This is a genomic window from Niabella sp. ZPM-14, assembly GCF_055693045.2.
This window is the reverse complement of the sequence record NZ_CM181148.1, coordinates 1,356,491-1,380,999: the sequence shown is the minus strand read 5'-3', so window position 1 is coordinate 1,380,999 and position 24,509 is coordinate 1,356,491. Positions and strand designations below refer to the sequence as shown.

Annotated in this window: 23 protein-coding genes and 1 tRNA gene; 17 read left to right on the top strand and 7 right to left on the bottom strand. The window is 47.1% G+C overall.

Going from position 1 to position 24,509, the window contains the following annotated elements:
- Positions 1–21: 21 nt before the first annotated feature.
- The 5 genes from nirD (at position 22) to ACU37H_RS05880 (ending at position 7,457) form a co-directional block, all read left to right on the top strand.
- Positions 22–390: a nitrite reductase small subunit NirD gene (nirD, locus tag ACU37H_RS05900; RefSeq protein WP_472705678.1), complete on the top strand. Its 369-nt coding sequence runs from the start codon at positions 22–24 to the stop codon at positions 388–390.
- Positions 391–478: 88 nt separating this feature from the next.
- Positions 479–886, top strand: coding sequence for a hypothetical protein (locus ACU37H_RS05895; protein ID WP_472705680.1), 408 nt, complete (start codon positions 479–481; stop codon positions 884–886).
- 118 nt (positions 887–1,004) lie between these two features.
- Positions 1,005–2,246, top strand: a complete 1,242-nt coding sequence (locus ACU37H_RS05890) for a NarK family nitrate/nitrite MFS transporter (protein WP_472705682.1) — start codon at positions 1,005–1,007, stop codon at positions 2,244–2,246.
- Between the two features lie 49 nt (positions 2,247–2,295).
- A complete protein-coding gene (locus ACU37H_RS05885; protein ID WP_472705684.1) occupies positions 2,296–5,892 on the top strand; it encodes a molybdopterin-dependent oxidoreductase in 3,597 nt (1,198 codons plus the stop codon).
- Between the two features lie 74 nt (positions 5,893–5,966).
- A complete protein-coding gene (locus ACU37H_RS05880) occupies positions 5,967–7,457 on the top strand; it encodes a rubredoxin (RefSeq protein ID WP_472705686.1) in 1,491 nt (496 codons plus the stop codon).
- Here ACU37H_RS05880 and mobA read toward each other — a convergent pair.
- Entirely contained in the window at positions 7,452–8,033 is a 582-nt protein-coding gene (mobA, locus tag ACU37H_RS05875) for a molybdenum cofactor guanylyltransferase (RefSeq protein ID WP_472705688.1), read from the bottom strand. The genes ACU37H_RS05880 and mobA overlap by 6 nt on opposite strands.
- A gap of 111 nt (positions 8,034–8,144) precedes the next feature.
- On the opposite strand from mobA, the gene ACU37H_RS05870 reads away from it, so the two are divergent.
- From ACU37H_RS05870 to moaCB, 8 genes are all read left to right on the top strand, one after another.
- Positions 8,145–8,969 (top strand): MOSC domain-containing protein, encoded by an 825-nt coding sequence (locus tag ACU37H_RS05870; RefSeq protein ID WP_472705690.1) that lies wholly within the window; start codon positions 8,145–8,147, stop codon positions 8,967–8,969.
- A gap of 6 nt (positions 8,970–8,975) precedes the next feature.
- A complete protein-coding gene (moaA, locus tag ACU37H_RS05865; protein WP_472705692.1) occupies positions 8,976–9,956 on the top strand; it encodes a GTP 3',8-cyclase MoaA in 981 nt (326 codons plus the stop codon).
- A 36-nt stretch (positions 9,957–9,992) separates the two neighbouring features.
- Positions 9,993–11,177 (top strand): molybdopterin molybdotransferase MoeA, encoded by a 1,185-nt coding sequence (locus tag ACU37H_RS05860; protein ID WP_472705694.1) that lies wholly within the window; start codon positions 9,993–9,995, stop codon positions 11,175–11,177.
- A 14-nt stretch (positions 11,178–11,191) separates the two neighbouring features.
- A complete protein-coding gene (locus ACU37H_RS05855; protein ID WP_472705696.1) occupies positions 11,192–11,923 on the top strand; it encodes a sulfite exporter TauE/SafE family protein in 732 nt (243 codons plus the stop codon).
- A 185-nt stretch (positions 11,924–12,108) separates the two neighbouring features.
- Positions 12,109–12,339 carry a MoaD/ThiS family protein gene (locus ACU37H_RS05850; protein WP_472705698.1) on the top strand — a complete coding sequence of 77 codons (231 nt, stop codon included), beginning with the start codon at positions 12,109–12,111 and terminating at the stop codon, positions 12,337–12,339.
- 15 nt (positions 12,340–12,354) lie between these two features.
- Positions 12,355–13,470: a molybdopterin-synthase adenylyltransferase MoeB gene (gene moeB / locus ACU37H_RS05845; protein WP_472705700.1), complete on the top strand. Its 1,116-nt coding sequence runs from the start codon at positions 12,355–12,357 to the stop codon at positions 13,468–13,470.
- A 34-nt stretch (positions 13,471–13,504) separates the two neighbouring features.
- Positions 13,505–13,948: a molybdenum cofactor biosynthesis protein MoaE gene (locus ACU37H_RS05840; RefSeq protein WP_472705702.1), complete on the top strand. Its 444-nt coding sequence runs from the start codon at positions 13,505–13,507 to the stop codon at positions 13,946–13,948.
- 1 nt (position 13,949) lies between these two features.
- Positions 13,950–14,855, top strand: a complete 906-nt coding sequence (gene moaCB, locus ACU37H_RS05835) for a bifunctional molybdenum cofactor biosynthesis protein MoaC/MoaB (protein ID WP_472705703.1) — start codon at positions 13,950–13,952, stop codon at positions 14,853–14,855.
- A gap of 87 nt (positions 14,856–14,942) precedes the next feature.
- Here the strand turns inward: moaCB and ACU37H_RS05830 are convergent, their stop codons facing one another.
- On the bottom strand, positions 14,943–16,901 hold the full coding sequence (locus ACU37H_RS05830; protein ID WP_472705705.1) for an ABC-F family ATP-binding cassette domain-containing protein: 1,959 nt from the start codon (positions 16,899–16,901) through the stop codon (positions 14,943–14,945).
- A 77-nt stretch (positions 16,902–16,978) separates the two neighbouring features.
- Here ACU37H_RS05830 and ACU37H_RS05825 point away from each other — a divergent pair, with 77 nt between their 5' ends.
- Complete coding sequence (locus ACU37H_RS05825; RefSeq protein WP_472705707.1) at positions 16,979–17,605, top strand: DUF3347 domain-containing protein; 627 nt, start codon at positions 16,979–16,981, stop codon at positions 17,603–17,605.
- Between the two features lie 8 nt (positions 17,606–17,613).
- A tRNA-Lys gene (locus ACU37H_RS05820) sits at positions 17,614–17,689 on the top strand.
- A gap of 49 nt (positions 17,690–17,738) precedes the next feature.
- Here ACU37H_RS05820 and purU read toward each other — a convergent pair.
- From purU to ACU37H_RS05795, 5 genes are read right to left on the bottom strand one after another with little or no spacing between them, the layout of a single operon-like run.
- Positions 17,739–18,569, bottom strand: coding sequence for a formyltetrahydrofolate deformylase (purU, locus tag ACU37H_RS05815; RefSeq protein ID WP_472705709.1), 831 nt, complete (start codon positions 18,567–18,569; stop codon positions 17,739–17,741).
- Positions 18,570–18,612: 43 nt separating this feature from the next.
- On the bottom strand, positions 18,613–19,962 hold the full coding sequence (locus tag ACU37H_RS05810) for an HAD-IIIA family hydrolase (protein WP_472705711.1): 1,350 nt from the start codon (positions 19,960–19,962) through the stop codon (positions 18,613–18,615).
- Between the two features lie 50 nt (positions 19,963–20,012).
- The gene (locus tag ACU37H_RS05805; RefSeq protein ID WP_472705713.1) at positions 20,013–20,597 is read right to left on the bottom strand and encodes a D-sedoheptulose-7-phosphate isomerase; all 585 of its coding nucleotides are present in this window, start codon (positions 20,595–20,597) and stop codon (positions 20,013–20,015) included.
- A gap of 3 nt (positions 20,598–20,600) precedes the next feature.
- Complete coding sequence (locus ACU37H_RS05800) at positions 20,601–21,623, bottom strand: GHMP family kinase ATP-binding protein (protein WP_472705715.1); 1,023 nt, start codon at positions 21,621–21,623, stop codon at positions 20,601–20,603.
- Positions 21,624–21,658: 35 nt separating this feature from the next.
- The gene (locus tag ACU37H_RS05795) at positions 21,659–22,789 is read right to left on the bottom strand and encodes a glycosyltransferase (RefSeq protein ID WP_472705717.1); all 1,131 of its coding nucleotides are present in this window, start codon (positions 22,787–22,789) and stop codon (positions 21,659–21,661) included.
- Between the two features lie 339 nt (positions 22,790–23,128).
- Here ACU37H_RS05795 and ACU37H_RS05790 point away from each other — a divergent pair, with 339 nt between their 5' ends.
- On the top strand, positions 23,129–23,785 hold the full coding sequence (locus ACU37H_RS05790; protein ID WP_472705719.1) for a protein-L-isoaspartate(D-aspartate) O-methyltransferase: 657 nt from the start codon (positions 23,129–23,131) through the stop codon (positions 23,783–23,785).
- A gap of 8 nt (positions 23,786–23,793) precedes the next feature.
- Positions 23,794–24,465: a LysE family translocator gene (locus ACU37H_RS05785; RefSeq protein WP_472705721.1), complete on the top strand. Its 672-nt coding sequence runs from the start codon at positions 23,794–23,796 to the stop codon at positions 24,463–24,465.
- Positions 24,466–24,509 lie beyond the last annotated feature (44 nt).

Below are 24,509 nucleotides of genomic sequence, written 5' to 3'. Positions count from 1 at the left end.
TTTCAAATTAATCTTTTTATTATGGTTCAAGATCAGACAACCTTAACCCGGGAACATTGGTTTGCCGCCTGTCGTGTAGAAGATGCTGTTCACAACGGCGGTGTATGTGTAAAATATGGCGATGAACAGATCGCGCTGTTCTATTTCACCCGGCGTAACGAATGGTATGCTACGCAAAATTTATGTCCCCACAAAAAGCAGATGGCATTAAGCCGCGGCATGCTTGGCTCCAGGAACGAGGAGCCTAAAGTGGCCTGTCCTTTTCATAAGAAAACCTTCTCGCTCGCTACCGGCCAGTGTTTGAGCGGCGACGAATGCGATATCAAAACCTACCCGGTTAAAGTAGAGGACGGTATGGTTTTTATCAAGGTCGGAGAAAAGACTGATTAATCAAACTCTAAAGCTTCAACCTTAAAACAACTGTTATCGGTGCACCAATACACCTGCCATGATCTTTTATTTTTTAAATACAGAATTTATGAATGCTTTGAAAAAGCCGTTAGTCGTTATCGCTTTTCTTTTTTCAGGAATGGATGTTGTGGCCCAGTTGCCAGAGCGGCCAAAGGTTCATACCGCTTTGTGTGATGGCAGCCTTGTAGCCGGATATGTAGACAAAGGCGCCTTCCTGAATTTTGGCGGGCCTTGTATCAAATACGCTGTAAAGCCTTTTGTTTTTTCGTTGGGAATGTTGCCTTCACTGCGCTTCAAAGAAGATAAAGTGCCTGAGGGTGCCAGGAGAAACGCTTTTGTAACGCCCTCTCTCGGTGCAGGGCTTAGCCTCGCTTTTAAACATCTGGCGCTGCAGGTGCCGCTGTACTACAATGCTAAGACGGCCGCCACTGACGGAAGGTGGGCGGTAGGCATCGGTGCCGGTTATAAGTTCTGATGTCTTTTCTGCCTTGACAATCAAATATATTCACTCATCATCAATCAATTTTATTATGACGGATATCAACACAAAGCCATTAAATAAATTGAAAATCCTTTCTATAAAGGGCGTTCAGATGCGTACCTTTCATATTACATGGTTTACTTTTTTCGTTTGCTTTTTTGGATGGTTTGGCCTTGCTCCGCTGATGCCCACGATCAAAGAAGACTTACAGTTAGACAAATCCCAGATAGGTAATATCGTCATCGCTTCCGTATCAGGTACCATTGTCGCACGTTTGCTGATGGGAAGATTGTGTGATATATGGGGCCCCCGGAAAACCTACACTGCTTTGTTACTTGTCGGCGCTATACCTGTCTTCTGCGTGGGTCTTGCCGAAAGTTATACTTCCTTTCTTTTATTCCGTTTGGCGATAAGTGTTATCGGAGCCTCTTTTGTTATTACCCAATTTCACACTTCTATGATGTTTGCGCCTGCGATCAAAGGCACTGCCAACGCGGTCACCGGAGGATGGGGCAATCTCGGCGGCGGTGTTACCAACATAGTGATGCCTATTATATTTGCCGCCATCGTTGGTTTGGGTTACACAACCCATGAGGCCTGGAGATACGCCATGATCGTACCCGGTATTATGATGCTTTTTGCAGCCTTTCTATATTACCGGTTTACAAAAGACACGCCGCAAGGCAACTTTGATGAAATTGAAAGAGCTACCAAGACAAAGGCGAAAACCGATTACAGGGTTTTAAAGGATTGGCGCATATGGGCATTAACATTGGCCTACGCCATGTGCTTTGGTATGGAAATAACGTTCGACAATGTAGCAGCGCTGCACTTTGTGCAGGAGTTCAATCTTGATCAGCGTTCCGCAGGCTTTTGGGCCGGCGCATTCGGATTGATGAACTTATTCGCGCGGGCATTGGGCGGCATCTTTGCCGATAGAGTAGGCCGCTCCTATGGCCTGCGTGGTAAAGGCATCCTTTTAGCCTCGGTATTATTGCTCGAAGGCATTGGCCTGACGCTGTTCGCGATGGCCGGTTCACTGACGCTCGCCATCATTTCCATGCTTTCCTTTGCCTTATTCCTTAAAATGGCCAATGGCGCTACTTATGCCATTACACCTTTTATCGACGAAAAAAATATAGGGTTGGTAAGTGGTATTGTAGGGGCCGGCGGAAATGTCGGCGGTATGCTCTTTGGCTTTTTATTTAAAAGTTCCTCGATTACCTATGCCGAAGCGTTCAGCTATATCGGGATCATCGTAATGGTGGTGTCTTTGATCGTGCTGCTTACACGCTTTGGCAAAACAAAGGCTGCCGCAGAAGCTGCTGTTGCTTTTGAGCCGGTTACCCAATAGTAATATTAACCGACCTCTGACGATTGCCTGTTTTTCAAACAAATGTCCAGTGAGTCACAATAATCATCATAGCGCCACATCTTCTTTGGAAAGTAATAATTTTCAAACCACCACTTGCTGTTATTGTGGCGTAGGCTGCGGTATTAGGGTAAGCAAATACAAGCTCGGCCGCATCCACGTGGAGGGCAATGACGAACATCCTGTTAACAAGGGCATGCTGTGCAGCAAAGGCATGAATCTTCATTACACCGTCAACGACAACAGTGACCGCCTGCTTTATCCCGAAATGCGAAATGCCAAAAGTCAGCCCCGGCGAAGGGTTTCCTGGAATGAAGCGCTGGAGCGTACCGCAGCTGTCTTCAAAACTTTCATTCAGAAGTACGGGCCTGATTCCGTAGCCTTCTATGCATCCGGCCAATGCCTTACAGAAGAGTATTATGTGGTGAACAAGCTGGTCAAAGGCTACATAGGCAGCAATAATATCGATACTAATTCCAGGTTGTGCATGAGCAGTGCCGTCGTAGGGTACAAAATGAGCCTTGGCGAAGACAGTGTCCCTGTAAGCTACGATGATCTTGAGTTAGCCGATGTGATCTTTGTTGCGGGCGCTAATCCTGCATGGTGCCATCCCATTTTATGGCGAAGGGTAGAGGCAGCAAGGGAGAAAAATCCTGATCTGAAAATCATTGTGAGCGATCCCCGGAAAACGCAGACCTGTTCCGCGGCGGACGTGCATTTACAGTTGAATCCCGGTACTGATATCACGTTGCACCATGCCATCGGTCGCGCCCTTATTGAAAACGGTGATATTGATCCGGCCTTCATAGAACATCATACCGAAGGCTTTGAGCAGTATCGGAGCGTCGTTTTTGAACGAACCATTGCGGAAGCTGCCATCATCTGCGGCGTTGAAGAGCAGCTGATCCGGAAAGCCGCTGCCTGCATAGGCAACGCCAAAGGTTTTATTACTATGTGGACAATGGGGCTGAACCAAAGTGTCATAGGCGTCAACAAAAACTTATCGCTCATCAACCTCAATCTTATCACCGGTCACATCGGCAAACCGGGTTCGGGCCCGTTGTCGCTGACAGGGCAGCCTAATGCCATGGGCGGTCGTGAGGTAGGGGGTTTGTCCAACCTGCTTCCGGCGCATCGGGATCTTAGCAATGAAGCGCATCGCGCCGAAGTTGAAGCTTTTTGGAACGTTCCCGCCGGCACCATACCGGCAAAGCCAGGGCTTACGGCAACCGAAATGTTTGAAGCCCTGGAAACCGGGCAACTGAAAGCGATATGGATACTTTGCACCAACCCGCTGATCAGCCTGCCCGATGTAAGAAGGGCAGAAGCCGCTTTAAAAAAAGCAAAGTTCGTGGTGGTGCAGGAGATAAGTAACAAGCCGGAGACTTTGCAGTATGCCGATGTGGTGCTGCCTGCCGCCGCCTGGACAGAGAAAGAAGGCACGATGACCAATGCCGAGCGTCGCATCAGCCATCTGAATAAAATAACTGATGCACCCGGCGAAGCGCTGCCCGACTCAGAAATTATTTGCCGTTTCGCGCAGCATATGGGCTATCAAGGCTTTTATTACAAAAGCCCGGCCGGGATCTTTGCAGAACATGCAGCGCTTACCCGGGGAACCCATGTGGACGTGAGTGCATTGAATTACCAGGTACTTCGGGAGAAGCTCACCGTTCAATGGCCTTACACAGATAAGCATAATAATACAGACGATGCTGAAATGTCAGCCGGCACAAAGCGCTTGTTCACCGATAAGAAATTTTATACGTCATCTCAAAAAGCCATCATTCACTCCTTTGGTGATGATAATCACTCCGAAGCATTAAGCCCTGATTATCCTTTAATACTCACCACCGGACGCATACGGGATCAGTGGCATACCATGAGCAAAACCGGAAAAGTGAATAAGCTCAGGCAACACATTGCCCGTTCCTTCCTGGAAATACATCCGGAAGATGCCCTGCAACGGGGCATTACAGAAGACGCGCTGGTCGTGGTAAACAGCGGCCGCGGGCAGGTGCAGGTGAAGGCAAAAATAACAACCGACATAAAAAAAGGCGTGGTCTTTCTGCCCATGCATTGGGGTAAAATATTGAACAGTGATCTCAACCGGGCCAACAATGTTACCAGTCCTTTGCTGGATCCCAAAAGTAAAGAGCCTGATTATAAATATGCTGCTGTGCAGGTGGTGCTCTACAAAAAACCAAAACAGAAAATAATTGTAGTAGGCGCCGGTGCCGGGGCCTGCGGCTTTGTGAAATCATATCGCGCCATTAACAGTGAAGACGAGATTGAAGTGTTTAGCAAAGAAGCTTTTCCCTTTTATAACCGCGTGCTGCTTCCCGACTACATTACCGGTTCGCTGCAATGGGACCACCTGGTAAAAATGACGGATGAGGAAGAGTACGAATACAATATCAAACTTCATCGCGGCATAAGTATTGATAAAATCGACAGGGATTGTAAGATCGTAACAGACAGCAACGGTATACAACATCATTATGATCTGCTGATACTGGCTACCGGCAGCAGGTCTGCCATGCTTAAAGATCTGCCGTCCTTGCCCGGTTTGTTCACGATGCGCAACAGGACGGATGCCGATCATTTCTTGCAACATATCAATCAAAGCGGTGGGCGCGTGGTAATAGTTGGCGGTGGATTGTTGGGGATAGAACTAGCAGCCTCCTTACGCGAAATAAATGTGGCATCTACCGTGATCCAGAGGACATCGCGTTTAATGAACCGGCAGCTCGATCCTTTAGGCAGTCACTTACTGCACGAGGAACTTACCGACAAGGGCATTGATATTTATTATAACGATGAGATCGAAAGATTTTTAGGAGCCGACCGTGTAGCAGGCGTGAAACTAAAAAGCGGGTTAACGATCGAATGCGCAACAGTGGTAATCGCTATTGGCACTACGCCTAACGTTGAAATAGCCAAAGCTGCAGGACTTCAATGCAAGCGCGGCGTAGTAGTGAATGAGTATTTGCAAACGAGCGATCGCTCAGTTTTTGCAATAGGCGAAATAGCCGAGTTTAAAGGGACACTTTACGGCATTACCGCAGCAGCCGAACAGCAGGCCGAAATTGTAACGCAGTATTTAAACGGGGATATTTCCCGGTATTACAATGGAACGCTATTGATGAACATCTTAAAGATACATGGTGCAGACCTTTGTTCTTTAGGTGAGGTAGAATGCCCGGCTGATCCGGCTTACGAGGAAGTGGTGTTTATTGATAAAGCGAAGCGGTATTATAAAAAGTGCATCATTCACAATGACCGGTTGATAGGCGCTATTCTCATAGGCGATAAAAATGAATTTCTTGAGTATCGCAACCTGATCGAAAATAAAATTGAATTAAGCGAGAAAAGATTGCAGTTGCTCAGGTCAGGAAAAGCAGCCGAACCTGTACTGGGCAAGCTGGTATGCAGTTGCAACAATGTAGGGGAAGGCAATCTTATTAAAAAAATAAATGAAGGTTCCAGAGATGCATTACAGTTGTGTCAGCTAAGCGGGGCCGGTATGGGCTGTGGTAGTTGCCGCCCCGAAGTAAAAAATATACTGGAAAGGACTTTGGGGCTTTTGCCGAAAGAAAATAAAGAGCCGGAAACGGCAAACGCTTAAAAAGCTTACCGATGCTGCAGTGTGCGGGCAATGGCCGGAGAAAATCGCAGCGAATAAATTAATCAGAAACAAGGGTGAAAGGATATTATACCATAAAAGTCAATTTCAAAGGCGGCATTATTTCGCCGGGCGAGCTGCTGGAAATATTAAGCGCCGCTGCTTTGTCTGGTGTTAAGCAGGCGAGTTTTGGACTGCGCCAGCAATTGCTGATCGATGTAGAAGAAGGTCTGGCTCCCAGGCTTACGGAGCAATTAGGTATTTTAAATATTCCTTATGAAGTGGATGCGGACGATCATCCCAATATTATGAGCTCTTATCCCGCAGAAGAAGTGTTTATTAACGATACGTGGTTAGGGGAAGGTGTATACAAAGATATACTTGATGAACTGGATCATAAACCCAGGTTCAAGATCAATATATCGGACAGTAATCAGAGCTTTACGCCACTACTTACCGGGAATATTAACTGGGTAGCTTCAGCCCGGGCTTCCCATTTCTGGCATCTTTTTGTCCGGTTCCCTAAAACAAACAGCGTCTTTGAATGGCAGGAAATGGTGTATACCAATGACGTGGCGCGGCTTTCCAAAGATATAGAACAGATCATTTGTAATCACGCCGATCAGTTTGTCGATAAGGAAGTGACAGACGGTAATCGCCTGTTTCATTTGATCAATAAAGACCTTTACATTACCAGGCCTGTGAGCGAGCCCATGAAACTGCCTGCCTTCAACCTGCCCTATTACGAAGGTTTTAACAGGCACAATAATAAATACTGGCTGGGTATATACAGGCGCAGCGAAATGTTTCCGGTGTCCTTTCTCATATCTCTTTGTAAACTGTGCCTTGCTACAAAAATAGGCCAGCTATGTTCAACGCCCTGGAAATCAGTGATCATAAAAGGAATTGAAGAAAAAGACAAAGGGCAGTGGAGCAGCTTGCTGGATGAGCATCAGATCAATATGCGTCATGCTGCTAATGAATTAAATTTCCAGGTACAGGATAATGACGTGGCAGGCAGGAGACTCAAGAATTACCTGGTTCGAAAGCTGAACGCCATGGACGCCCGCACATTTGGTATTTGCATTGGTATTAAAACAAAAACCAAAACCGAAATATTCAGCTCTATTCTGATCAGGCGCAAGCCATTATTCCGGCTGTTGGGAAAAGGATTTTTTCATGTGTACGATATTTTATGCGCCAGGGACTTTAATCCCAACGAACGAACCGGCGATGTATTTATTGCTAATATCACCAGGTTGTACCTGGTTTCGGAGCTGCAGAAATGTATACTTTGGTTTTATAAAAAAAGAAATGAGGAGGCGATGACAATAGTGCAGCCCGAGGCATCAAGGGCTGCCGAAAGGCCGCTAAAGGTGGCATCCGTTTACCAGTGCCTGCATTGTTTTACTGTATACGATAGTACGTATGGAGAACCTGAAAACAATATCGCGCCGGGAACGGCTTTCGCACACCTGCCTTCAAGCTACTGCTGTCCGACCTGCGATGCAGCAAAGGAAGAATTCAGGATCCTGGTCGCCAGCGCAGTGCCGCCGCTTGTATCATAGACCGTTCAGGTCGGCATGAGCATTGCAGTTTTGGAAACATTTTTTATCAGCCTCCTTAACAGGGAGTGTAAATACATTGAGATGATCGAGCACGAATTTCATACTGAATTTTTTAAGACGGCCTTGCTGTAGCATCACCATGGTCTGATGCAGAGCGGCAGCGGTATAGATAGCGCAAAGAGGTTCGGGCTCTCCTTCGTTCAGAAATAAAAAAACATCCGCCTCGCGTTTCAGTGAGTGATCCAAAAGTTCTTTGAGTAAATGACTATCCATGGCCGGCATATCGCAGGCAAAGGCAAAAAGATCTTCTGCGGGGTAAGCAATATGTGCGCTTAAAAGACCCAGCAGCGGTCCTTTCACAGGGAGAGCCGCGTTATCCGTAATCAGTTCGATATTCGGCAAGGCATCCGCATACGCATCCTGCTGCATCACATTGACAGATGCCTTGACCGGCAATCCTAATGCATCAAGCTTTTTGAAAGCGTTCAAAGCCCAGCTGTTTGTATCCGCTTTCAAGAGGCCTTTATCGCTGCCCATCCGGGTACTTTGTCCGCCACAAAGTATAATACCAGTCATTATTTGAAACTTTACAGAGCTTGAAGTTAGTAAGTTTAACGGTTGGAAAGGTAAATAAATCCTTGTCACCTTGTCAGCAGATCAACTGTAGAAAAGCCGTACTTTCATGCCATGCTTTATGTAAGTCAATTATACATCTATCCGATAAAATCGCTGGGTGGTATACGGGTAGAAAAGGTGACGCTGACAGACAGAGGGTTCCGGCACGACAGGCGCTTCATGCTGGTAGATGCGTCCAACCGGTTTATTTCTCAAAGAGAATATCCCAAGATGGCTTTACTGCAACCGGTTGTTTCCGGTGACCAATTATTGGTGTTTGAAAAGGGGAAGGGTGACGATGTGCTGCAGTTGGACCTGGAGCCAGTTTCGGGCGATGCGCTCCGGGTGGAACTTTTTAAAGACAGTACCGACGCGGTGCTGGTCAGCAAGCAGGCGGATCAATGGTTCTCAAAAAAGCTGGAGACGCCTTGCCGGCTGGTATATATGCCGGATGAAGCAAAGCGACCGGTAGATCCCGATTACGCTGTGAATGACGACATCACCAGTTTCTCCGACGGATATCCTGTATTGATGATCGGCACCGCTTCGCTCGAAGATTTGAACAGCAGGCTGGGGCTTCCGCTTCCGATGAATCGATTCAGGCCCAATATCGTCTTTTCCGGCGGAGCACCTTTTGAAGAAGATACGATGAAGGAGTTTGAAATAAATGACATACGGTTTTATGCCGTAAAATCCTGCGCCAGATGTGTGATGACAACCATCGACCAGGAAACAGCGCAGCGTTCCAAAGAACCGCTCCAAACGCTGGCCGCTTATCGAACGGTGAATAAGCGTATCTGCTTTGGACAGAATATTTTATTTGACAGGACAGGACAAATTCACGAGGGTGCACCGTTGCACGTCCTCAAACGTCAGCCGCATTTGTTTGAAGTATAATCAAAAATGTTAATTGATCAATATAAAAGGGTTCATAATTATCTGAGGATCTCCTTAACAGATAACTGCAACTTTCGTTGCTTCTATTGCATGCCCGAGGAAAATTACTCCTTCACGCCACATGCCGGGCTAATGCAGCCTCAGGAAATTGAGCGGCTGGCGAAAGTATTTGTAGACCTGGGCGTGAGTAAGATCCGCCTGACCGGTGGCGAGCCGCTGATTCGCAAAGATGCCGCGGCCATTATCACAACATTGGCGAAACTACCTGTAAACCTTACGCTCACCACTAACGGTGTCCGGTTACACGACTTTGTTGATACGTTTGAGGAGGCAGGCATCAACTCTGTTAATATAAGCCTGGACACATTGCAGCGCGATAAGTTTTTGTTGATCACACGGCGCGATAGTTTTCAAGCTGTCATGCAAAACATTCGACTGATGCTGAAGCGGGGCTTTCATGTAAAGATCAACGTTGTCATCATGGCCGGCCTGAACGACAATGAAATTGCTGACTTCGTGGAATGGACAAAAGAGTTGCCGCTGCATGTGAGATTTATAGAGTTCATGCCTTTCGCGGGCAACCGTTGGACGAGTAACAAGGTATTTACCTGGCAGCAGATATTGGAAAGCGTATCTGAATCGTATTCCTTTCTGCCGTTGACCAACGGGGAGCACGACACCGCGAAAGGATACATGGTGCCGGGGCATGCCGGAACCTTTTCGGTTATCAGTACCATGAGTGCGCCGTTTTGCAGCTCCTGCAACCGTTTGAGGCTTACGGCAGACGGGAAGTTAAAGAACTGCCTGTTCGCCAAAAATGAAACGGATCTTTTATCCGCTTTGAGAAACGGCCAGGATGTGGTTCATTTAATAAAAAATAATATCCACAGCAAAGCCAGGGAACTGGGCGGGCAGTTCGGCAAAAATTTTGACGCCCTCAATAGTGAAGATTTGTCTAACAGAAGTATGGTCGCTATCGGAGGATAATAGGACCGCGAATAAATAAACGGGATTTTTTATAGTATGATCAGCGTTGAAGAAGCAAAAGATAAGATCATCGGCAACACAGCCGCATTGCAGCCGGTCAGGCTCGGTTTGAAAGATGCGGCCGGTAAAGTACTGGCTGAAGATGTAGTGTCTTCTATTGATATACCCTTTTTTGCACAGTCTGCAATGGATGGCTATGCTTTTGCATATAATGAATGGAAGGCAGGAGGTCCGCTGCGCATCGCTGGCGAAGTGCAGGCAGGTGTTGAGAAGGCGCTCGCCATTGGCAAAGGAGAAGCCGCCCGGATTTTTACGGGTGCGCCGTTGCCTGTGGGCGCAGATACCGTGGTCATGCAAGAGAGGGTTACTGTTAATGCAGGGACGATTATGATTGAGGATGATAAGCTTCGCGAAGGTGGCAATGTAAGGCCCGCCGGCTCTGAAATTAAAAGAGGCGAACTGGCGTTAGAAGCCGGTTCCCTGTTGACGCCCGCTGCTATGGGTTTGCTGGCTGGCATCGGCGTTGATTCGGTAGCTGTATATCCGCAACCGAAAATCAGTTTAATTATTACGGGCAAAGAATTGCAGAGGCCTGGGAAAACTTTGGAGTACGGACAAGTGTACGAGTCCAACTCGTTTACGGTGGAGGCTGCTTTATCTAAAGCTGGTATGAGTGGCGTATCCGTTTTTTATGCCGATGATCATTTAGAAGAATTAATAAGTGTTTTAGGGCAAGCGCTTGATACGTCGGATATGGTATTGCTGACGGGAGGGGTAAGTGTGGGCGACTATGATTTTGTAATAAAAGCAGCTGCAGCGTGCCGCGTTGAAACCCTCTTTCATAAAGTAAAGCAGCGGCCAGGCAAACCTTTGTTTTTTGGCAGGCGGAACGCCGCGCTGGTATTCGGTCTTCCGGGCAACCCTTCGTCGGTGCTCACCTGTTTTTATCAGTACGTGTTACCCGTTCTGGAGCAGCTAACGCGACAGCCGTTACAACTTAAAAAAGAACAATCGGTTTTAAAGAACCCGTATGTAAAAAGTCACCAATTGGTGCATTTTTTAAAAGGCTATGATGATGGCCATGCCGTTGAAATACTAGAAGCGCAGGAATCGTACAGGCTGCGCTCCTTTGCCAAAGCCAATTGCCTGGTGGAGCTGGGCGAAGAAGCGAGAGCCTTTCAGCCGGGTGAAACCGTATCGTTTTATAAACTACCCTTTTAAAAACAGTTGTTTCAATGGATATCTCTTATCTGTTTTACCTGATTCTTTTTGTAGTTGCCTTTTTGTATGCGTCAGTAGGGCACGGCGGCGCCAGCGGTTACCTCGCTTTAATGGCTATATTTGGAGTAGCCACTCATGTGATGAAGCCAACTGCACTCCTGCTCAACCTGTTTGTGTCGCTCGTTTCGTATGTCCAATTCTATCGTGGCGGGTATTTTAAGCTTAAACTATTTCTTCCTTTTGCATTGGCCTCTGTGCCTTTTGCATTTTTGGGCGGGCTTATAACGGTAGACGCATCCTTCTACAAAAAAATATTGGGTTTGCTTTTGCTGGTGTCCATTGCCCGCTTTCTGTTTTTCAGGAATATTAGCAACGTCGATATCAAAAGATATAACGTAGGATGGGCGGTGCTTATAGGCGCTGGCATAGGATTTTTGTCAGGTTTGATCGGCATTGGCGGCGGTATCATCTTATCACCCGTGCTGTTGCTCCTGCGCTGGGCCAATATGAAGGAATCTGCAGCTATCAGTGCTTTGTTCATTTTTGTCAACTCGTTATCGGGCCTGGCGGGCCAGCTCACCAAAGGAGTGCAGTTTACCCATGATATGTACCTATATGTAGTGATAGCCTTTGCCGGGGGGCTGTTAGGTGCTTATTACGGCTCCATCAAATTCAGGCAAGAGGTGCTGAAATACATATTGTCAACGGTTTTATTAGTTGCTGTATATAAACTGTTGTTTGTTTAGGTGAATGAATGCCGGGCGTTTACGGAAACGCAATCGCTTTGTTTATTCGCCGGGTTCTGAAAGGTGTGAAATTGAAAACATGAAAAATCGGATTGCGTTACTATTGCTTATAGAGCAGGCTACAGGAAGTGTTATGTAAAGGAGCGCAAAGGATGACAGGTAAATAAAGTTCACTAAATTTGATCATGGCGGTAAAGGTTTTATTCTTCGGACCACTTGCAGAAATTGCAGGTGCATCAACGGAAATGTCCGTAGCAACAACGTTGCGTGAACTTGAACATGTGTTGCTGGAAAGGTTCCCTTTATTAAAAGGAAAAAAATATGCTTTGTCTGTTAATGAAAAAGTGGTGCCTGGAAATATGGATCTGGAAGACGGTTCTATTGTCGCTTTTTTACCTCCGTTTTCAGGCGGTTAATGAAAAATGGATTTAATGAATCAAAAGGACCTACATACAAGATATCAAAGGCAAACGGCATTAAAAGGATTTGGCGTGTCCGGACAACAGTCGCTCCAAAACGCCCGTGTGTTGGTGGTGGGCGCCGGCGGACTTGGCTGCCCGGTGTTACAATACCTGTGCGCAGCCGGTATTGGCATGTTGGGGATTATTGATGATGATATCGTTTCATTATCTAATCTTCACCGGCAGGTTTTGTATCGCACTGCAGACGTTGGCAGGCCGAAGGTGCTGGTAGCTGCCGATAGGTTAAGACAGATGAATCCCCATGTATTGATCAGTACCTGCAACCAACGCCTGGCGGTGCATAATGCATTGAAGATGATAGAGGGTTACGATGTGGTGGTAGATGGTACCGACAACTTTGCGACACGCTATTTGGTGAATGATGCCTGCGCACTTTTACGCAAACCACTGGTGTTTGGGGCCATCATGATGTATGAAGGACAAATGGCGGTGTTTGACGGGAAGGCAGCTGAAGGAAGTAAAAGAGCTGTCAACTATCGTGATATTTTTCCGGAATGTCCTTCCGATGCGGAGGTGCCGGACTGTAACGAAGCCGGCGTGCTGGGGGTATTGCCTGGCATGATCGGAACCATGATGGCCACAGAAGTGATCAAAATGATAGCCGGAATCGGAGAAGTGCAAAGCAATACTTTTTTAACCTACAATGCGTTAAATAACCGGTTGTACAAGCTCTCTGTGGCGCTGAATCCAGCCGCAGATGCCGCCTTGCCCGCAACGGAAGCCGCATTTTTGCAAACGGTTTATAAAGACAGTTGCCCCGCCGACAATATCGGCATAGAAATAGACCCGGACGAATTTGCAGAATGGATGCAAAAGAAGAGCGTGGAGTTTGTAGACGTGCGCAATCCCGGTGAAATGCCCGTTGTTACAGGTTTTCAGCACAGGAATATCCCTTTCGATGAAATTGAAGCGCGAGCCCATGAGCTCAGGGAAGACAATATTATTTTATTTTGTTGGTCCGGAAAGCGAAGCTTAAGTGCTGCCTGGAAATTAAAGGAGCTGCTTAAGAAACCTAATGTATATAGCCTGAGAGGTGGATTGAAAGAAGGGTGGCAAACCTTCTGACCGGCGAAGTGTATATGATCGATCAAACAAAAGCATGAGTGAAAAAAAGATCAAAAATATTTTTACAGAAGGCGCTATAGAGGAGACCTTTATTACTGATAGTATTGCAAAGCATGCATCAAAGAGAGATATCGGTGCGCACAGCATCTTTTTAGGCCAGGTACGGGCGGATCTGATCGATGACAAACGTGTGGCGGCTATTGAATACACGGCGTATGAAAAAATGGCATTGGAAAAGATGCAGGAGATACGGGAAGTGATTTTTTCAAAATATCAGCTCACCTGTATGCATGTACATCACAGCCTCGGCCGCGTAAAAGCAGGTGAAATATGTCTTTTTATTTTTACTTCATCTGCGCACAGACGCGCTGCCATCGATGCCTGTAATGAAGTGGTGGAGCGGGTTAAGCAGGAATTGCCGGTGTGGGGAAGAGAGATTTTTGAGGACGAAACACATCAATGGAAAGAGAATCAGTAACATGGTAGACATTACACATAAAACGAACAGTTTAAGAAAGGCCATTGCCAGCGCAACAGTTACCGTGTCCGGGCCGGAGACGATAAGCGCAATACAAAACAAGCTTGTACCTAAAGGCGACGTTTTTGAATTTGCACGGGCCGCCGGCCTTTTAGCGATAAAAAAGACAAGTGATGTTATTCCTGATTGTCACCCGCTGCCTATAGAATATGCCGGTATCACTTACTTGATCAATGGCCTGGACGTAGTAATTAACGTCGAAGTGCATACTATTTATAAAACGGGTGTGGAAGTGGAGGCCATGCACGGTGCGTCTATCGTGGCTTTAACCATGTATGATATGTTAAAGCCTATTGATAAGGATATTTTGATTGCTCATATAAAACTGGTGGAGAAGAGCGGCGGAAAAGCTGATTTTAAAGGATCTGCGGATGATATCCGTTGTGCTGTTGTGGTTTGCTCCGACAGTGTGGCGGCGGGACAAAAAGAAGATCGTAGTGGCAGGGCGATACTTAACAAATTGAAGACGCTCAACCTATCCGCTACGGCTTATGAAGTGATAGCAGACGACTTTATGATGATTCAGGAGCGAACGAAAACACTGGTGGAAGAAAATTATCATTTAATTCTCTTTACGGGCGGTACCGGTTTATCACCGCGCGATGTAACGCCCGATGCTGTTGCTCCGCTGCTGGACAGGCAGATTCCCGGCATTATGGAAGCGGTGCGTAACTATGGCCAGCAGCGTACGCCTTATGCCATGCTTTCACGCGGCATTGCGGGCTTTATCGGCAATACACTTGTTATCACATTGCCCGGCTCTACCCGCGGCGCCGAAGAAACGATGGATGCCCTGTTCCCTTATGTGTTGCACCTGTTTAAAGTGGCCAGGGGAATGAGACATTAAGCAAGCTAAAAGTATTGGACGGTACTTGAACAGCGGTTGGTTATTCAATACCCGGCTAAATATGGCCTTAATCGCCTTTGCACTGAACTAACCCTCCAGTTCCATCAACAATGCGAAGATCTCTTCATATTTTTTTTCCAGGCGTGTATTTTCATCGCTGGCTTTTTTATATTCCTGTTCAACAGCAAGAAACTTGTCCTTATCAGCGTAAATAGCCGGATCCGCCAGTTGAGCCTGCAGGTTGAGCAACAGGCTTTTGTTTTTACTAAGCGCCTGCTCGGTTTGCTCAAATTGTTTTTGCTGCCTCTGAAGTTCTTTCTTCTGCTCTTTATTGATCGCCTGATTTTTTACCGGAGCATCTGGTTTCTTCTCTTCAACAACCGGTTTAGCCTCTTCCTTTTTTGAAGTGGCGTTGGGCTTTGCGTCCTCCGATTTGGTGGTACGGGCCGACATGCGTTCGTTCCAGGCCACCCATTCGTCGTAGGTGCCTTTGAATTCCTTGATCTGATGATCCACAATCTCCCAGATCTTATTAGCCGTTTTAGAAATGAAATACCGGTCGTGACTCACGAGCACCAGGCTGCCTTCATATTTTTTTAATGAATCGATGAGCAGGTCGCAACTGTGCATGTCCAGGTGGTTCGTTGGCTCATCCAGCATCAGGAAATTGGCTTTACTGATGATCGTTTTGGCCAACGCTACACGGGCCTTTTCACCTCCGCTCAACACCCTGATCTTTTTGTCTGCATCGTCACCGCTGAATAAAAAGCATCCCAAAAGCGTTCTCAGTTCAACGTCCGTCATTTGGGCGCCACAGCTGCGCATTTCATCGAGGATGGTATTGTTGAGGTCGAGCGATTCCAGCTGGTGCTGTGCATAGAAGCTCTCTTCTACATTGTGTCCCCATTTTCTCTCACCGTCGATCGGTTCGATACCTGCGATGATCCGCAACAGCGTAGATTTACCTTTTCCGTTCGCCCCGATCAGCGCAATCTTATCGCCACGTTCTATCTCCGCTTTGGCATGATCCAGGATCACGTTGGAGCCAAAAGACTTGGATATATCGTCTAACTCTACCAGCACTTTACCCGGTGTCTTATCTACCCGGAAATTGATCTTTATATTCGGTCTTTCAACAGCCACGTCTTCAATGCGCTCCAGCTTGTCCAGCTTTTTCATAATGCTTTGCGCCATCGCAGCTTTACTGGCTTTCGCGCGGAACCGTTCTACCAGTCTTTCATTCTGCCGGATATAATCCTGCTGGTTTTCGTAAGCCTTTTGCTGCATTTCAATGCGGACGGCTTTTTCAGTTTCGTAAAACTCGTAGTTGCCGTTATAAAAGTGAAGCTCTTTCTGGTAGAGCTCTACGATCTTGGTCACCATCCGGTTCAGGAAATATTTATCGTGGCTTACAATTACCACGGCACCCTGGTAATGTTGTAAATATTTTTCCAGCCATTCAATAGATGGAAGATCCAGGTGGTTCGTCGGCTCATCCAAAAGCAGCAGATCCGGTTTGGCTAAGATCATTTTAGCCAGTAATACGCGCATGCGCCAGCCCCCGCTGAACTCTTTGTAAGGTCTTTGCAGGTCGGCGTTTTCAAAGCCAAGCCCCTGTAGCACCTCTTCGGTTTGATGGTGAATATCATAACCGCCTAATGTGTCTAATTCGTGCAGTCTGTCAGAATATTCATGCAGCGTTTTTTCATCGCCCGTTTTTTCCAGTTCGATGCCCAACGTTTCAATTTCCTTTTCCAATTGCAGCACTCTTTCAAAAGCGCCCAGAGCCACTTGCAGGATGGATTCGTTGGTATCAAAGCTCAGCAGATCCTGGTGCAGGTACCCGATCGATGTTTCGCGTCCTTTTTCAACCGTGCCGGCGGAAGGGGAGTAGCCGCCGGTGAGCAGTTTCAGTAACGTAGATTTACCTGTACCGTTGTAACCGATCAGCCCGATCCGCTCATTGGGTTGGATATGCCAGGTTGCATCTTTTACGATCGTTCTCGCGCCAAATTCAAATGTCACATTTTGTAAGCCTGCCAACATGATATTTATTTTTACTATTTTTGGGTTTAATAAACCTGCAAAATTAACAATAGCAGGTGGTAATATTAAACCTTATTATGAAGAAACTATTATTGATTGTTGTACTGTTAATTGCTGCTTTTTTGATCTATAAATACGCGTTCAAAAAGGATGAGCCTAAGGAGGATAAGCCGGTGGCTTTGGCGGTCAGCGCTCATAGTGAAGCCTTCAACGCTTCAGTAGGTAATTTGCTGAAACAATATTTTGCGATGACCGATGGTTTTGTGAACTGGGATTCGATGGCGGTGAATAGCAGTGCAGCGGCAGTGCTGGAATTAGTGAATCAATTGGATCTGGAAGATCTTAAAAAAGATTCGATCATCTATCAAACGGCGTTGTTCCCCGTAGAAAACCTGAAAAGTAACGCTACGGCAATCCGGGATGAAAAGGATTGGACGGCAAAAAGATATGCCCTGCGCGACCTTTCTGATAACTTACGGAATTTCCTGATCACGGTGAAATACGATGCCGCTCCCTTGTACTGGCAGGAGTGCCCGATGGCTTTCGGCGAAGGAAATGCAGCCAACTGGTTAAGCGATCAGGAAGCTGTTGTCAATCCTTATTTAGGTAAGAAAGATCCCAAGTACGGTGCTACCATGCTTAACTGTGGAGAAACCAAACAAAAGATCGATTTTGCATCCGGCGATACAACCGCCACTCCATAATCAATACTGTCTCCGTAGCTCAGTTGGTAGAGCAGCTGACTCTTAATCAGCGGGCCCAGAGTTCGAGTCTCTGCGGGGACACCAGGCGCAGCTTAAAGCTGCGCTTTTTTATGCAAGTATGGAAAGGAGGCGATTAGTTTTCAAACACGATCGTCTTGTTGTGATATACCAGTACCTTATCCTGCAATACCAGTTGCAGGGCATTGGCCAACACAGACTTTTCGATCTCCCGGCCGAGGCGTACCATATCTTTTACGGAGTGCGTATGATTGACAGAGATCGTTTGCTGGGCAATGATCGGGCCGTCGTCCAGCACGTTGGTTACAAAATGCGCGGTAGCACCAATAAGCTTCACGCCGCGTTCATGAGCCTGCTTGTAAGGATGTGCACCGACGAATGCAGGCAGAAAAGAATGGTGGATATTGATGATCCGCGAAGGATATTTTGACATAAATTCCGGGGAAAGGATCCGCATGAACTTGGCCAGGATGATATAATCAAATTCATAACCGGCCAGCGCTTCGAGCAGGTCCGATTCAAACACGTGTTTTTCCTTGCCTTCGTGTGGCACGTAATGAAAGGGAATGCCAAACTTTTCTGTAATCGCCTGAAGGGCTTCATAATTTCCGATCACGCATTGCACATCTGCACCCAGTGTATTGAAATAATGCCGAAGTAAAATGTCGCCCAGGCAATGGTGTTCCTTGGTCACGAGGATGGCCACTTTCTTTTTGGCATAAGGCCGGATGCTGATCTCCGTATCCGCCGGTAGTTTGGCTTTGATCTGTAAAGGAAGGGCTTCCAGGTCAGTCGTTCCCTGCACCTCCAGCCTGATATAGAAGCGGTTTTCATCTACATTTACAAATTCCTTCATCGAGATGATGTTCAGGTTTGCCGCTGCCATGATCACGGAGATGTCCGCCACCAGCCCTACGCGGTCACTGCATTGTAAAAGGATAACCATTTTTCGTATACGATTTAAGATGTACGAAGTTAGTGTTTGATATTTAGGATCTGCGCTGTTGCAGCGCTTCAATAAAGGTATGCAAACTGTCAAAAATCAGGTCAATATCCCGGTGGGGCAGGCTTACCGTTTTATTGGTAGACGTGATGAACACCGTGTGCATACCGGCATAGCGACCAAATTTCATATCGCTCAGACTATTACCTACAATAATGGATCGGGATAAATTAATGTCCGGAAAATCCTGTAGCGCCCGGAAAGCCATACCAGGATTGGGTTTCCGGAAAAAAGAGGAGCCTTCGATGTCGGTACAGTAATAGATCCGGTCGATGCGGCCGCCTGCGTTGTTGACGCCTTGCAGCATTTTTTCGTTCATGGCCAGCAAGTCAGTATGTTGGATGATGCCGCGCCCTACACCACGCTGGTTGGTAACCACCACCACTTTATTAAACAACGCATTGAGCGTGCTGAACGATTGCGGCAGGCCTTCGGTAAACTCAAATGCTTCAGGCGTCGTAATATACCCGCCCGGATTATCATGATTGATCACGCCATCCCTATCGAGGAATAGCGTCCATTCTTTGTTGATGGCAGACAAGTTCAGCTGCGGCCGGGCACATTCCTCTTGCGCGCGGTGGTAATCTTCGGGAATACCGATGTCGATAAAGTAAACATCTGCGGGTAGTCCGGAAAACAGTCCTTCCGCAACCAGCTGCTCCAGGTAGTCTTTTTCAAAAGAAAACTTTTTAGGGAAAGATCTTTTTAAGAACGCTGCTTTATTGATCAGGTATAACCCGGCATTGATCAGGCCGGATTCATAGTATTGTTTTTCGCGGAAACTGGTGATCCGGTGGTCTGCGTTGATCTCGACCACGCCATAACGGTCAAAATCCTGCATGGGTTTCAATGCCAGCGTGCATTCCGCCTGGCTGTGCAGGTGCTGCTCCATCTGGGCGCTGGCGTTCAGGCTGAAAAGCGTGTCGCCGTTGGCGACAAAAACCTGCTCCGAGCGCGCCTTTGATAAAGCAAACTGTATGGCGCCGCCTGTGCCCAACGGCTCTTCTTCGATCACATAATCATAATCCAGCGTTGGAAACTCCTGCTGCAGCCATTCCAGGATCACCTCGTGCATATATCCAAGGCTAAATACGATATGATCAATCCCCTGCATCCGCAGTGTGTTGATCACATAATACAGGAAGGGTCTGCCCGCAACCGGGGCCATACATTTAGGGAGGTCTGGCACAGCCGAGCGGAGACGTGTGCCTAATCCGCCAGCGAGCACAATGGCGGTAGTTCCGTTCGTTATCCCTGAAGAAGCAATGGTTCCTTTTTTATTTTGATCTAAAGAAATCAGGCCTTCAGCCGCTTTTAATTCTTGTTGGATATTCATGTAGGTATTGAAATAGGACGGTCTGGCTGTGAAAGCGCTTTACGCATCACTCATGCTTCGTCTTCAAAATATTTTTCTTCTACCAGCTGACAGATAATGTGGCCCAGTAGCATGTGGCATTCCTGGATCCTGGGTGTGTCAGTCGACGGGATATTGATCAGGTGATCACTGGAAACTTTCATACTGCCGCCGGTCTGCCCGGTAAAGCCCACCGTTGTCATTCCTTTCTCTCGTGCGGTATCAAACGCCTGGACAATATTTTTGGAATTACCGGAGGTGCTTAAGCCGATCAGTACATCGCCCGATTTGCCCAGGCCCTGGATCAGTCGGGCGTAGATCAGGTCAAAGCTGTAATCGTTCGCTACTGCGGTCAGGTAGGAAGTGTTGCAGTGTAAGGCCTCTGCAGGTAATGCTTTGCGGTCTTTATAAAAACGGCCGCTGAATTCTGCCGCCAGATGCTGGGCGTCGGCTGCACTGCCGCCATTGCCACAAAAATATACGCTATTGCCTTTTTTGAAAGCCGCCACTATAAGATCCGTTACCGTGTTGACCAATTCAAGTAAGGCTTTATTTTCCAATACCTGTTGTTTGGTGTTAATAGAGGATTGGATCAATTCTTTAATCTGATTGTTCATAATTTATACGCTCCAGGTTTTTAAACCATGTTTAGTAAATTGGTAATTCCGGTTGATGCCGCCAAATTGCTCCAGCGCCTTACCGACTTTGTATTTGCTGTTTCCCGGGCAATAAAAGATCATAAATCCGCCACCACCTGCGCCGCTGATCTTTCCTCCGGTAGCGCCTGCTTCTTTAGCGGCCTTGTACAGGTCGTCGATCATCTGGTTGTTAATGCCCTGGGCCATCTTTCTTTTTTGCTCAAAGCCAATGTCCAGGATATGCCCGATTTCGTGCAGCTGCCCTTTCAGTAAGGCTTCCTTCATCATCTGGGCCTGCTGTTTCAGCTGGTGCATCGCTTCAATGGAGGTTTGTTTCTTTTCGGTTACATTTTTGCTCTGCTCTTCGATGATCTTGGCTGATTCCCTGCTGGTGGATGTATAATACAACAGCAGGTTGTTTTCCAATTCATCCAGGTATCGCTGGCGGATTCTCAAAGGGTTTACAATGACTTTATCATCATCATAAAATTCCATAAAATTCACGCCGCCAAACGTGGCCGCATACTGATCCTGCCGGCCGCCGGCCAGTTTCAGGTCCTGCCGCTCAATATCATAAGCATAATGCGCTATGTCATATTCGCCCAGCGGCAACTGGAGCATTTCTGTGAAAGCGCCAACAATAGCCACAACCAGTGTGGAAGAAGTTCCCAGCCCTGATCCTGCCGGAGCGTCTACAAAAGTGCTGAGCTTGAATCCTTTTTTATCGAAGGGGTAATCTTTTTGAATGCGGTTGTATACGCCTTTCAACAGGTCCAGATGGCCATTTACCGGCAGTTCCGGCGCCCATTCAAAAGTCTCTGTTTCACAACGGTCAAAGGCTTCCAGTATTATGGTATCTTCCTCCAGGGTTTCAATCGTGGCGTAGGCGCTTAGCGATATGGTGGTGTTCAGGATCGCACCTCCGTATTCATCGCAGTAGGGGCTTACATCGGTGCCCCCGCCGGCCAAACCTATTCTTAATGGTGCTTTACTTCTGTGAATCATACTTTTTATTTGATCATTGAAAAGCCGGAGCACCTCTATCTTTCCCCCTCACGGATCGACGTGATGGCATTCACAATATTTGCCCAGCTATATTTTTCTTTTTCGCTGCGAAGATGTGGAATAAAATGATTTTCACCTAATTCATAGAACCTCCTGATGGCGGTGGCTATGGCGGCGGGTTCTGGCTCGGCCACAAGGCCACATTTCCCGTCGGGTACCAGGTCTGGCAATCCTCCCACGTTGGTGACAACCATCGGCTTTTCAAAATAATAAGCCAGGGGTGTTACTCCACTTTGCGTCGCATTTTTATAGGGCTGGATCAATACATCTGCAGCACATAAATAATATTTTACTTCACTGTCTGCGATGAATGCTGTTTTAAGGATCAGCTGATCACCGATACCCAGTTCATCGATCAGTTGCCGGTAGGGCGCCTCATCTTCATAAAACTCACCAGCAACGAGCAATTTAACGCCGGGAATGTCGTTTTTGAGAAAGGCAAACGCCTTGAGCAACAAGTCCAGCCCTTTATATTTACGTATAAAACCAAAGAAAAGCAACACCCGGTCGTCCGATGAGATGCCAAGATGTTGACGGGCCGCTTCCATGGAAATGATGGCCCCGAAATTATCATAGAGCGGATGCTGTACCAGCGATGCTGGTTTTTGAGTGAATGTTCTCAGGTCCTTTAATACTTTTTCACTCATCGTGATAAAGCCATCACAGGCTTTGATAAAATACCGGGTGAATGCATCATCCCCTGGTCGTTTTTCGTGGGGAATAATATTGTCCGCAATACAGATGACCCTGCTGTGCCGGTTGATCTTTACCTGCCGGAGCAGCGTGCCTAACGCCGGTCCCATAAAAGGCAGCCAATAGCGAACTACCACGATGTCTGGCCGTTCTTTTCGAAGCTTCCGTCCGATGCGCCACCAGTTAAACGGGTTGACGGAATTGATCAGGGTATGTATGCGGATACCTTCCGGCGCAGGTTCCTCTGTGTATTGTGTTTTTCCCGGAAATAAAAGGGAAGGGTATTGCAGACTAAAAGACCAGATCGTGCAATCATGACCCATCGCGACGAACTCTTTCGCCAGGCGATGATTGAATGTTGCCAGTCCTCCTCTTAAAGGATGGGCCGGTCCTATGATGATTACTTTAGCCATCTGGCGACAAATATAGTTGATCGGCCAACAGGGTCAGTAAGTTGCCCGTTAAAATTGGTGCTGGAGTGATCGATGTGCCTCTAAGCAGCGATAGAAACTTAGCCATTGCTAAAATCGGCTTTTTTCAGTGTAGGCCCGGAGGAGACAGCATGATCGCGCAAAGGGAAGCCGCATTGGCGTAGCCAGGTGTTTTAAATAAAACCGTGCTTTCTTTATCGGCAAAGGGCACAAGCGTAAAACGGGAACACCTGTTATGATCCGTCGCTTGTGTGGGTAAATAAAGAGTTGTGCCCTGCTGCTGCCCCATCAACATATCGACTAATCAATTACATTTGCGGCATGAGGCGCAGCTTAGAAGATACTTACCGGCATAAAGGTCTGAGAAAAAAATTAGTGGATATTGTAAGGACCAAGGGCATTAAAGATGAACGGGTATTGGAAGCGATTCTCCAGGTGCCCCGGCATTACTTCCTGGATTCTGCCTTTGATGATGTGGCTTATGTAGATAAAGCATTCCCCATCGGTGAGGGTCAGACCATTTCACAACCTTATACCGTGGCGTATCAGTCCGAGCTGCTGGACGTTCAGAAAGGAGACAAGGTGCTGGAGATTGGCACCGGAAGTGCTTACCAGGCGGTGGTACTGGCGGCGCTGGGAGCCAAGGTCTTTACCATCGAGCGCCAGAAAAAGCTGTTTGATGAGAATAAATTATTTAACTACCTGAAACAGTATCCTTCTATTAAGTTTTTCTATGGCGACGGGTTCCTGGGCCTGCCCACTTATGCGCCGTTCGACAAAGTGATTGTAACCGCAGCGGCTCCCGAAATTCCACCAAAACTGATCGAGCAGATGAAGGTCGGGGCTAAAATGGTGATCCCTGTTGATGCGGGAGACGCGCAACAGATGCGACGGGTAACGAAGTTGGAAAGCGGGATGGATATCGAATATTTTGATAATTTTTCGTTTGTGCCCATGCTGCAGGGCAGGAATGCGTAATTTGAATTATGAAGGGTACCATCCGCATTTTTTTCACGGGCATGCTGGTAAGCTTCCTGGGGACCTTGCCCCTGGGAACCTTGAATATCGCGGCCATGCAGATCGCTATCGCCCAGTCTTTGAAAAGTGCGATGCTTTTTTCGTTGGGAGCCCTCACTGCTGAGATGGTCTATGTACGGATCTCGATCGTCGCCATGGATTGGGTACGCAAGCAAAAGAAGATCTTTAAATTGCTGGAATGGCTTACGCTGATCATTATCGTTGCGCTGGCTGTGGCCAGTTTTATTGCGGCGGCGCATCCCAGCGAAAATAAAAATGTGATTCTCAATAATAACCTGCCCTCCTACGTGCTGGGCCTGACCATGGGAGCGGTCAATCCCATGCAAATTCCCTTCTGGTTTGGATGGAGCACGGTCTTGCTTTCCAAAAAGGTCTTATTACCCAATAAACATCATTATAACTTTTATACGGTTGGTATCGGTCTGGGTACCGGGATGGGGTTCTGCCTCTTTATATTCGGCGGACGATTGATCGCTTCTAAGATACAGGACAACCAATCGGTGCTCAATTATGTGATTGCCGGTATTTTCGTTGTGACTGCGCTGATACAGGGCTGGCGGATGTTTGTTCAAAAGAAAGACGTCGCCGATAAGATAGATGAAGTGAAGCAGGGTAAATAGTATAAGAGTTAAACGGTTGAAAAGTTGAAAAGACAATCGCCATT